The sequence below is a fragment of the Streptomyces sp. BF23-19 genome, assembly GCF_041106355.1.
GTDB lineage: Bacteria > Actinomycetota > Actinomycetes > Streptomycetales > Streptomycetaceae > Streptomyces > Streptomyces virginiae_A.
Genome location: NZ_JBGBPT010000116.1, coordinates 14,440 through 23,724 on the forward strand (window position 1 = coordinate 14,440; position 9,285 = coordinate 23,724).

The window sequence follows — 9,285 nt, forward strand, 5'->3', positions numbered from 1 at the left end:
CCTCAAACGCCGGAGGGGCTGAGTTCGGCCGGCCGAGGCCGAACATGGCGCGGGTCCGGGCGGAGCCCCAGGGGCGGCGGGGGCCGGCCCCCACCGCCCGGGCGATGCTGCGGCCGTCAGGCGAGGTGGGCGCGGACCTCTGCCGCGGCTTCCTCGCCGTAGGCCTTCGTGAAGCGCTCCATGAAGTGGGCACGGGCCAGCGCGTACTCCTGGGTGCCCAGGGTCTCGATGACCAGCGTCGCGAGCATGCAGCCCAGCTGCGCCGCGCGCTCCATGCCGACGCCCCAACCCAGACCCGTCAGGAACCCGGCGCGGAACGCGTCGCCGACACCCGTCGGGTCGACCTTCGCGGTCTCCTCCGGGCAGCCGACCACGATCGGGTCCTCACCGACGCGCTCGATCCGGACGCCGTTGGAGCCCAGCGTGGTCACGCGGGTACCGACCTTCGAGAGGATCTCCGCGTCGGTCCAGCCGGACTTCGACTCGATGAGGCCCTTCTCGTACTCGTTGGAGAAGAGGAAGGTCGCGCCCTCCATCAGGGTGCGGATGTTGTCGCCGTCCATCCGGGCGATCTGCTGCGAGAAGTCCGCGGCGAAGGGGATCCCGCGCGTGCGGCACTCCTCCGTGTGACGCAGCATCGCCTCGGGGTCGTCGGCGCCGATGAGGACGAGGTCGAGCCCGCCCACCCGGTCGGCGACGGCCTTCAGCTCGATCAGGCGGGCCTCGCTCATCGCGCCCGTGTAGAAGGAGCCGATCTGGTTGTGGTCGGAGTCCGTGGTGCACACGAAGCGCGCGGTGTGCAGGACCTCGGAGATCCGGACGGACTCGGTGTCGACGCCGTGCCGGTCCAGCCAGGCGCGGTACTCGTCGAAGTCGGAGCCGGCGGCTCCGACGAGGATCGGGCGGCTGCCGAGCTGCCCCATACCGAAGCAGATGTTCGGGCCGACCCCTCCCCGACGGACGTCGAGGTTGTCGACGAGGAAGGAGAGGGAGACCGTGTGCAGCTGGTCCGCGACCAGCTGGTCGGCGAAACGGCCGGGGAAGGTCATGAGGTGGTCGGTGGCGATGGAGCCGGTGACTGCGATGCGCACGGCGTGGACGCTCCTGCTGAGGACGGCGAGGGACAGTCAAAACTACCCGGTAAGCGGCCTCTGGCAGTACCCCGGAAACTACCCCTTAGTAGGTCTTTCTTCGCGCGAGTTCGGATGCCTACGGTGCCTCCATGACCTATACCGACGGTTTCGGCTACTGCGAGTACAGCGCCGACAAGCGCGGCGCGGAAGCCCCACGGCAGCCCGGTTTCGCCCGTCTGCTCGGTGACTGCGCCCGGATGGCCCCGCACTGGACGGTCCCGGCGGAGCCGCGACCGGTCCGTGTGGCCCCTTCGCAGATCCATGGGATCAGCGTCCCGCCTGCCTCTGCGCGGCTGATCGCCGCCACGTCCGTGTACGGGGATCAGTAGGAGGGAACCGGTTGCGCTCCCGGTCCGTCACACCCGCATCAGGTACGACGGACCGGTGAAGGAGCGATGCGGTGACCAGCGAAGAACCCGACGACACATCACGCGGCACACGGCGGCGGCCCGCCTGGGCCGTCGGTTCGATCGCGGCGGCCGTCCTGCTCGCGGGCGGCGGTACCGCGTACTGGGCGTCGACCGCCTACGGCGACGGTGGGTCGGGCCACCGCAAGGCCGACAGCGCGGCGTCCGCGCCCCGTGACGCGGGAGATCCCTCGGGGCCGGGCATCGCGCCCGGGGAGCCCGACCCGTCCGGCGAGGGGGTGGTCTACCGGGCCGACGTGAAGCTTCCGGAGGCCCCGGCGAACGCCCCGACCTACGCCCTGTCCGGCGAGGTCACCTCGGCGGAGGTGGCCCGCCTCGCGGCGGCTCTGGGTCTGCCGGGCGAGCCGCGGCTGAGCGGGGACGTGTGGCTGGCCGGGGAGGCCGCCGACGGTTCCGGGCCCCGGCTCACGGTGACCCGTACGGCGCCGGGGACGTGGAACTTCGCCCGCTTCCAGGCGCCGGGCAGCGGCAGCGGTGCCGGGGACGACTGTGTGCGCGGCAAGGACACCTGCGGCCCGGCCACCCTCCCCCGCGATGTCGGCGGCGGGAGCGCGGGCGGTGGGGCCGAGACGGGCAAGCCGGTGTCGGAGGAGGCCGCCAAGGCCGCCGCGGCCCCCGTACTGGCTGCCGCGGGGTTGGAAGGCGCCCAGCAGGACGCCCGGATGAACCAGGGTTCGGTACGGGTGGTGGCCCCCGACCCGGTGGCCGGCGGGCTGCCCACGCAGGGCTGGTCCACGAAGGTCAGCGTGGGTTCCGACGGCTCGGTGGTGGGGGGCAACGGGGAGCTGAAGGCCCCCGTACGGGCGGCCGAGCAGCCGGTGGTCGGGGCCGTGGAGGCGCTGGCCCGGCTGAACGCGAGGTCGGGCGGCGGCGGCAACCCGGAGCCCAGCGGCTGCGCGAGCGCGGTCCCACTGGCGGCGGACACCCCTGCGGCGGGTACGGACACGGTGCCGTGCAACCCGGAGCCGCGGCCGATGAAGCCCCCGCGGACGGAGACGGTGAAGGGGGCCGTGCTCGGGCTGGTTCCGGGCACGGTGAACGGGGCGCAGGGTCTGGTGCCGGCGTGGCTCTTCGAGGTGGCGGGCCAGGGCGGCGCGCCGGGCCACACGGTGGTCCAGCCCGCGGCGGCGGCCCAGGAGAGCACTCCCGGCCCGAAGGACGGTCGCACCGTGCCCGGATTCTCGTACGCGGAGGCCGACCGGAAGCTGACCGTGAACTTCTGGGGCAGCGTGTGCAGCACCTACGCCGTGGAAGCGCGGGAGCAGGCGGAGTCGATCCTGGTGAAGATCACGGACACGCCGAAGAAGCCGGGTCAGGCCTGCATCATGCTGGCGGAGGAGATGTCCTCGTCGGTGACGCTGCAGCAGCCGCTGGGTGACCGCAAGGTGGTCGACGCGACCACCGGCAAGCCGCTCCCCAGGCAGTAGCCGCAGGCGCCGTAGGCGCGGCACGAGGTCCCGGGTGCGTCCGGGGCCGGGTATGACACGAGGGCCCGCCCCCGGTCGGATTCGACCGGGGGCGGGCCCTCGTCACGCGGGTGTCCAGGCTTAGCTGAACGAGTCGCCGCAGGCGCAGGAGCCCGTGGCGTTCGGGTTGTCGATCGTGAAGCCCTGCTTCTCGATGGTGTCGACGAAGTCGATCGAGGCACCGTGGAGGTACGGGGAGCTCATCCGGTCCGTGACGACCTTCACACCGTCGAAGTCCTTCACGACGTCGCCGTCGAGGGAGCGCTCGTCGAAGAAGAGCTGGTAGCGCAGGCCGGAGCAGCCACCGGGCTGGACGGCGACGCGGAGCGCCAGGTCATCGCGGCCTTCCTGCTCCAGCAGGGTCCTGACCTTCTCGGCGGCGGCGTCGGACAGGAGGATGCCGTCGCTCACAGTGGTCTTGTCGTCCTGTACGGACATCTGCATTCACTCCCGAAGTGGGCGGCTCCCCGCCGGAGGCGAGGAAACGTCGGACTCTTGCCGTCGGTGGCAACGAGCGGGACCGCGGATTCATTCCGGGACCCGACGCTTGTTTCAGATATTCCATGCTCGCACACCGCGCGAGGGGGTGGGCCCGACGAATCGTGGGCTGATGCGTCACATTGACACTATCGGCATCGTCAAACTGACGTGAAGCGGTTATGATAGATAGCGTCAAGTAGACGAGAAGTCGAAGCGATGATCCAGAAATCCTTGTCGCAGAACAGAAAGGGTGCGTGTCGTGACCACCGCCCAGCCCTTGGACGTCCAGCCGACGCCCCTTGCCCTGCTGCTGCTCGGCCGTGAGGCCGACCCCAAGAGCGAGCGCGGGGTGGAGTGCCCCGGCGACCTGCCGTCGCCGTCGGACCCCAACCTCGTGGAGCGTGCCCGCGCGGCCAAGGAAAAGCTCGGGGACAAGGTCTTCATCCTGGGCCACCACTACCAGCGTGACGAGGTCATCGAGTTCGCGGACGTCACCGGCGACTCCTTCAAGCTGGCCAAGGACGCGGCCGCCAAGCCGGAGGCCGAGTACATCGTCTTCTGCGGCGTGCACTTCATGGCCGAGTCCGCGGACATCCTGACCTCGGACGACCAGAAGGTCGTCCTGCCGGACCTGGCCGCCGGCTGCTCGATGGCCGACATGGCCACCGCCGAGCAGGTCGCGGAGTGCTGGGACGTGCTGACCGAGGCCGGCATCGCCGACACCACGGTGCCCGTCTCGTACATGAACTCCTCCGCCGACATCAAGGCCTTCACCGGCAAGCACGGCGGCACGATCTGTACCTCGTCCAACGCGAAGAAGGCCCTGGAGTGGGCGTTCGAGCAGGGCGAGAAGATCCTCTTCCTCCCGGACCAGCACCTGGGCCGCAACACCGCCGTCCGCGACATGGGCATGTCCCTGGACGACTGCGTGCTCTACAACCCGCACAAGCCGAACGGCGGCCTCACCGTCGAGCAGCTGCGGAACGCCAAGATGATCCTGTGGCGCGGGCACTGCTCGGTGCACGGCCGGTTCTCGGTCGACTCGGTCAACGACGTCCGCGCCCGGATCCCCGGCGTGAACGTCCTGGTCCACCCCGAGTGCAAGCACGAGGTCGTGGCGGCCGCGGACTACGTCGGCTCGACGGAGTACATCATCAAGGCGCTGGAGGCGGCCCCGGCCGGTTCCAAGTGGGCCATCGGCACCGAGCTGAACCTGGTCCGCCGCCTGGCGAACCGATTCGCCGCCGAGGACAAGGAAGTCGTCTTCCTCGACAAGACGGTCTGCTTCTGCTCGACGATGAACCGCATCGACCTCCCGCACCTGGTGTGGACCCTGGAGTCCCTGGCCGAGGGCAACCTCGTCAACCAGATCCAGGTCGACAAGGAGACGGAGAGCTTCGCGAAGCTCGCGCTGGAGCGGATGCTGGCGCTCCCGTAGCCGCCCTCCCCCGCACACGCCCGAAGGGCCGCCCCTCGTATCGAGGAGCGGCCCTTCTGCTGTCGTGCGACGGGTGTCAGGCCTTGGCCGGGACCTCGTCCTCCGAGGCGGCGGGGGCCGGGACCACCGTCAGCCGGGCCTCGCGCTTCGCCGAGCGCTTGGCACGGCGGCGCTCCTTGCGGAGCTCGACCATCGTGTAGAGGGTCGGCACCAGCAGCAGCGTCAGCAGGGTGGAGCTGACCAGGCCGCCGATCACCACGACCGCGAGCGGCTGCGAGATGAACCCGCCCTCGCCGGTGACGCCGAGCGCCATCGGGAGCAGCGCGAAGATCGTCGCCAGGGCCGTCATCAGGATCGGGCGCAGCCGGTGCCGGCCGCCCTCGATGACCGCCTCGACGACGCCCAGGCCCTGGGCGCGGTACTGGTTGACCAGGTCGATCAGGACGATCGCGTTGGTCACCACGATGCCGATGAGCATCAGCATGCCGATCATCGCCGGGACGCCCATCGGGGTGCCGGTGGCGATGAGCAGGCCGAGTGCGCCGGTCGCCGCGAACGGGATGGAGACCAGCAGGATCAGCGGCTGGATCAGCGACCGGAAGGTCGCCACCAGCAGCATGAACACGATCGCGATGGCCGCGAGCATGGCCAGGCCCAGCGAGCCGAAGGCCTCGTCCTGGTCCTCGGAGACGCCGCCGATGGAGGCGGTGGCACCCTCCGGCAGGTCCAGGGCCTTGAGCTTGGTCTGCAGCTCGGCGCTGACCGCGCCGGTGTTGTCGCCGAGCGGCCGTGCGGTGACGGTGGCGGCGCGGGCGCCGTCGATCCGGGTCATCGCGACCGGGCCGGGGACCTCCTTGACCTCGGCGATGTCGCCGAGCTTGACCGGGCCGACCGGGAGCGCCTGCAGTTCGGCCAGGGTGGTGGCCGGCTGCGCGGACCTGATGACGATGTCCCGCTCGGTGTCGTCGAGCACGGCCTTGCCCGCCGGGTTGCCCCGGACGGCCTGCGCGACGATCGCGCCGAGCGCGGCCTGGTTCAGGCCGGCCTCGGCCGCCTTGGGCGTGGCGGTCACGGAGATGCGGGGCACGGACTGGGACAGGTCGCTCTGCACGTCGGCGACGTTCTTGAGCTTGGCGACCTCGACGCGGACCTGCTCGGCGGCCTCGGCGAGGACCTTGCCGTCACCGGCCTTGACGACCACGCTGAGGTTCTGGCTGCCGAAGCCGTCGCCCGCCACGATGCGGGTCTCGCCGATGCCGTCGAGGGCGGCCAGCTTGCTCTCGATGCCCTTCTTGACGGCGTCCGCCTTGCCGGAGTCCTTCAGGCTGACCTGGTACGAGGCCTGGTTGGAGCCCGTACCGCCGCCGAAGGCCGCGAGGAAGCCGGAGGAGCCGACGGTGACCTGGTAGCTCTTGACGCCGTCGACCGAGGACAGCACCTGCTCGACCTTGCGGCTCGCCTCGTCGGAGGCGGCCAGCGAGGTGCCGGGGGCGAGCTCCTGCTTGACCGTCAGGACTTCCTGCTCGCCCTGGTCGAAGAAGTTGGTCTTCAGCAGCGGGGTCATCCCGAAGGTGCCGAAGAGGACGACCACCGCGATGGCCACACTGGTGAGCCGGCGGCGGGTGGCGAAGCCCAGGACGCGGACGTAGAGGAGCTGGAGGCGGCTGCGCGCCTCCTTCTCCTCGGCCTCGCGGCGGGCCTTGGCCGCGCTCTCGGCGTTGCCGGGCTCGACGCCCTTGGGTGCGCTCAGGAACCAGTACGAGAGCACCGGTACGACCGTCAGCGAGACGAGCAGCGAGGCCAGCAGGGCCGCGGTGACGGTGAGCGAGAAGGAGCCGAAGAGCTCGCCGATCATGCCGTCGGTGAGGCCGATCGGCAGGAAGACGGCGACGGTGGTGAGGGTGGAGGAGGTGACCGCGCCGGCGACCTCCTTGACCGCGGTGATGATCGCGGCCTCGCGCTCCTCGCCGTAGCCGAGGTGGCGCTTGATGTTCTCCAGGACCACGATCGAGTCGTCGACGACGCGGCCGATGGCGATGGTGAGCGCGCCCAGGGTCAGCATGTTGAGCGACAGGTCCTGGGTCCACAGCACGATGAGCGCGAGGACGACGGACAGCGGGATGGAGACCGCCGTGACCAGCGTCGAGCGCAGCGAGGCCAGGAAGACCAGGATCACGATCACCGCGAAGAGCAGGCCGAGCATGCCCTCGGTGGTGAGGCTGGAGATGGACTTGGCGACGGCCGGGCCCTGGTCGCTGACGACGGTCAGGTCGGCGCCGGCGCCGAGCGTGGTGCGCAGCTCGGGGAGCTTGTCCTTGACCGCGTCGGAGATGGCGACGGCGCTGCCGTCCTTGTCCATGGTGAGGACGAGGGCGAGGCTGGGCTTGCCGTTGGTGCGGGTGATGGAGACGGCCTTGGCCGGCTCCTGCTTCACGGTGGCGACGTCGGCGAGGCGGACGGCCGGCTTGCCCGCGCCGGGGGTCAGGCGCAGCTCCTCGAGCTGGGCGAGGGAGGTGTAGCCGCCGCCGACGCGCACGGTGCGGTTCTTGCCCGCCTCGTCGAAGGAACCGGCGGGGACGGCCGCGCCGCCCGCCTGGAGGGCCTCGGCGAGCTTGCCGCCGTCGAGGCCGGCGGCCGCGAGCTCGGCGTTGTCGGGGGTGACGGTGACCTGGAGGTCCTGGACTCCGTCGACGGTGACCTGGCCGACGCCCTCGATGTCCGAGAGGACGGGGACGACGGAACGTTCCAGCTGGTCGGCGAGCGCCTGCTGGTCCTTGTCGGAGGTGACGGCCAGGATGACGGTCGGGATGTCGTCGGTGGAACCGGCCACGACCTGCGGGTCGACCTCGGCGGGCAGCCGGACGCGGGCCCGGTTCACGGCCTGCTGGACGTCGGCGACGAGCTGCTTGGTGCCGCTGTCGCCGTAGTCGAAGGTGGCCATGATGAGGGCGTTGCCCTCGCTGGCGGTGGAGGTGATGCCGGTGAGGCCGTCGACACCCTTGAGCATGGCCTCGATCGGTTCGACGACCTGCTTCTCGACCACGTCGGGCGAGGCGCCCTGGTACGGCGCGAGCACGGACACCATCGGCAATTCGATGGAGGGCAGCAGCTGCTGCTTGAGCTGCGGGATGGCTATGGCGCCGAAGAGGAGCGCCACGATCGACACGAGGCCGACCAGGGCCCTTTGGGCCAGGCTGAAGCGGGACAGCCAGGACATGGGTATGAGATCTCTCTGCAGTGGCGAACGCGAGGGCACCCCTACCTTGTCGCACCGCGGTGGCGTGTTTCGTCGCTCGCAGGTGCCGTCCTTATGTGCGGCATACCGCGTCTGGAGTACGTCGTACGGGGCGGTGCTACTCCGCGCGCGGGCGGACCAGTCCTGATTCGTACGCAATAACCACCAATTGGGCCCGGTCGCGGGCGCCGAGCTTGGCCATCGCCCGGTTCACGTGGGTCTTGACGGTCAGCGGGCTGACCTCGAGCCGCCCGGCGATCCCGTCGTTCGACAGTCCCGCCGCCACGTGTACGAGGACCTCGCGCTCCCGGACGGTCAGTGCGGCGAGCCGCTGGGCGTGCGACCCGGCCGAGGCCGCGGCGGTGGCGGGGTCGGCGCCGCCGCCCTGGGCGAGGAAGGTGGCGATGAGCCCTTTGGTGGCGGCCGGGGAGAGCAGCGCGTCGCCGGCCGCGGCGACGCGGATGGCGTTGAGCAGTTCGTCCGGCTCGGCGCCCTTGCCGAGGAAGCCGGAGGCGCCGGCCCGCAGGGCCGAGACGACGTACTCGTCGACCTCGAAGGTCGTCAGCATCACCACGCGCACGTCGGCGAGGTCCGGGTCCGCGCTGATCATGCGGGTGGCGGCGAGCCCGTCGGTGCCGGGCATCCGGATGTCCATGAGGACGACGTCGGGGCGCGTCCGGCGGGCCAGTTCGACGGCCTGGGCCCCGTCGGAGGCCTCCCCGACGACTTCCATGTCCGGTTCGGAGTCGACGAGCACCTTGAAGGCGCTGCGCAGCAGCGCCTGGTCGTCGACGAGCAGCACCCTGACGGGCGCGGCGGAGGGCAGGTCCGTCGCAGTGTGGTCCACGGGGTGAGGGTACGCGGGAGCGCCTGCCGCCCGTTCAGCCGAGGGCGAGGACGATCAGCGCGGTGGTCGCCGCGACCTCGGCCAGGGCGCCGAAGACGTCGCCGGTGACCCCGTCGAAGCGGCGTACGCAGCGGCGGAGCAGCAGCTGCGCGGCGAGCAGGGCGGCGAGGACCGCGGCCGCGCTCCGGCCGGCGGCGGGCAGGCCCATGGGCAGGGCGGCGGCCGCGGCCGCGGCGACGGTGAGCGCGGCGATCAGGG

At 71.1% G+C, this 9,285-nt stretch carries 8 protein-coding genes; 3 read left to right on the top strand and 5 right to left on the bottom strand.

The genetic code is table 11. From position 1 onward, the window contains the following. Positions 1–116 precede the first annotated feature (116 nt). On the bottom strand, positions 117–1,091 hold the full coding sequence (locus tag AB8A24_RS39300; RefSeq protein WP_328963649.1) for a carbohydrate kinase family protein: 975 nt from the start codon (positions 1,089–1,091) through the stop codon (positions 117–119). Between the two features lie 131 nt (positions 1,092–1,222). On the opposite strand from AB8A24_RS39300, the gene AB8A24_RS39305 reads away from it, so the two are divergent. Together AB8A24_RS39305 and AB8A24_RS39310 are read left to right on the top strand one after the other, a co-directional pair. Further along, a complete protein-coding gene (locus tag AB8A24_RS39305) occupies positions 1,223–1,462 on the top strand; it encodes a hypothetical protein (protein WP_369478881.1) in 240 nt (79 codons plus the stop codon). A gap of 71 nt (positions 1,463–1,533) precedes the next feature. Beyond that, the gene (locus AB8A24_RS39310; RefSeq protein ID WP_369478882.1) at positions 1,534–2,988 is read left to right on the top strand and encodes a hypothetical protein; all 1,455 of its coding nucleotides are present in this window, start codon (positions 1,534–1,536) and stop codon (positions 2,986–2,988) included. 120 nt (positions 2,989–3,108) lie between these two features. On the opposite strand, the gene erpA is transcribed toward AB8A24_RS39310, so the two are convergent. After that, the gene (gene erpA, locus AB8A24_RS39315; RefSeq protein WP_030010511.1) at positions 3,109–3,465 is read right to left on the bottom strand and encodes an iron-sulfur cluster insertion protein ErpA; all 357 of its coding nucleotides are present in this window, start codon (positions 3,463–3,465) and stop codon (positions 3,109–3,111) included. Between the two features lie 292 nt (positions 3,466–3,757). Here erpA and nadA point away from each other — a divergent pair, with 292 nt between their 5' ends. Next, positions 3,758–4,945 (top strand): quinolinate synthase NadA, encoded by a 1,188-nt coding sequence (gene nadA / locus AB8A24_RS39320; RefSeq protein WP_030731114.1) that lies wholly within the window; start codon positions 3,758–3,760, stop codon positions 4,943–4,945. Between the two features lie 76 nt (positions 4,946–5,021). On the opposite strand, the gene AB8A24_RS39325 is transcribed toward nadA, so the two are convergent. The 3 genes from AB8A24_RS39325 to AB8A24_RS39335 all read right to left on the bottom strand — a co-directional run. Further along, positions 5,022–8,162: an efflux RND transporter permease subunit gene (locus AB8A24_RS39325; RefSeq protein ID WP_328963646.1), complete on the bottom strand. Its 3,141-nt coding sequence runs from the start codon at positions 8,160–8,162 to the stop codon at positions 5,022–5,024. A 136-nt stretch (positions 8,163–8,298) separates the two neighbouring features. Continuing rightward, positions 8,299–9,027, bottom strand: a complete 729-nt coding sequence (locus AB8A24_RS39330) for a response regulator transcription factor (protein ID WP_328963645.1) — start codon at positions 9,025–9,027, stop codon at positions 8,299–8,301. A 34-nt stretch (positions 9,028–9,061) separates the two neighbouring features. Next, positions 9,062–9,285, bottom strand: a 224-nt coding sequence (locus AB8A24_RS39335; protein ID WP_369478883.1) for an adenosylcobinamide-GDP ribazoletransferase, incomplete at its 5' end; no start/stop codon positions are given.